Raw genomic sequence first — 1,067 nt, 5'->3', positions numbered from 1 at the left:
AGCGGCGGACAGGGGCCACGATAACCTTTGCCGCCCCAGCTGTTGACCCCATTTGCTGCACTCTCTGGAATTGAGGCGCCAGCACCTAATTCAGTTACATTAGGTGGAATATTAAAGATCAGCCAATGTGTCCATGTACCATTAGGGGCATCTGGTTCTTCCACGACCAACACAAATGATTGTGTTTTGGCAGGGGCATTGTGCCAGGTTAATGGCGGTGATTGATCAACTCCGCTGCAAGTGAATTCTGCGGGAATCATTGAATTTAATTTAAATGCAGGGCTTTCAAGTGTAAATTTATTATCTGCAAAGCTTTTGTAGTTAAACATCCAAATTAACAAGAACAATATCAGAGAATATTTTTTCATTTGTGTCTACTCCATTTAACTACATGAATTTAAGTAAAAATTATGAAAAAAAAAGCGCATACACATCAACTCAACCCCTACATTGTAGCACTGAAATTATATTTCGTTGAAATTTATGAGAAAAGATGCTCATCAAATCCTTGGTTATAGCCTATAATGAGGTCATATAGTCTAAAAGATGCGCGATGAATTGAACTCTCAGCTACCTACATTATTGGCAAGACAAGGAATCTACACTCGAGACGGTTCCGTTTATGCTTATGAGTTACTGTATCGTAATCCTGAACTTGCTAATGCAAATCTAGGCGACGGTGAATTGGGGGATAAGGCCACTTCTCTAGTTATTACCCAATTATTTGCCAGCATGGATATTGATACCATTATTGGTGACAAATTAGCCTACATTAATTTTACACATAACCATCTTGTCCAGAAAATACCCGCTTTATTGCCAAAGGAACGCATCGTTATTGAAGTATTAGAATCGGTAGTTGTTGATAAGCTCTTAATTGATAGTTTAATGTCCCTGCGGGAGCAAGGTTATTGCATTGCCTTGGATGACTTTATTCCGAGTGAAAAAAATTCCGTTCTTATCGACTTGGCCAATATTATTAAAATTGATGTACTCAATCTAAATAAGCAGCAAATTGCCCAACAATTGAGAGTCTTAAAGCATTTTAAAGGCCAATTATTAGCAGA

The 1,067-nt window shown here is 38.2% G+C and carries 2 protein-coding genes; one reads left to right on the top strand and one right to left on the bottom strand.

Annotated features, from left to right (window positions below; all coding sequences use genetic code 11):
• A partial coding sequence (locus ACQY7T_RS13610; protein ID WP_428414068.1) for a YbhB/YbcL family Raf kinase inhibitor-like protein occupies positions 1-368 on the bottom strand: 368 nt, incomplete at its 3' end.
• Between the two features lie 178 nt (positions 369-546).
• On the opposite strand from ACQY7T_RS13610, the gene ACQY7T_RS13605 reads away from it, so the two are divergent.
• Positions 547-1,067, top strand: a 521-nt coding sequence (locus tag ACQY7T_RS13605) for an EAL and HDOD domain-containing protein (RefSeq protein ID WP_428414067.1), incomplete at its 3' end; no start/stop codon positions are given.

It is taken from the genome of Legionella sp. (assembly GCF_965140895.1).
Lineage (GTDB): Bacteria > Pseudomonadota > Gammaproteobacteria > Legionellales > Legionellaceae > Legionella.
The sequence above is the reverse complement of the archived record's forward strand: the minus strand, read 5'-3'. Positions and strand labels throughout refer to the sequence as shown.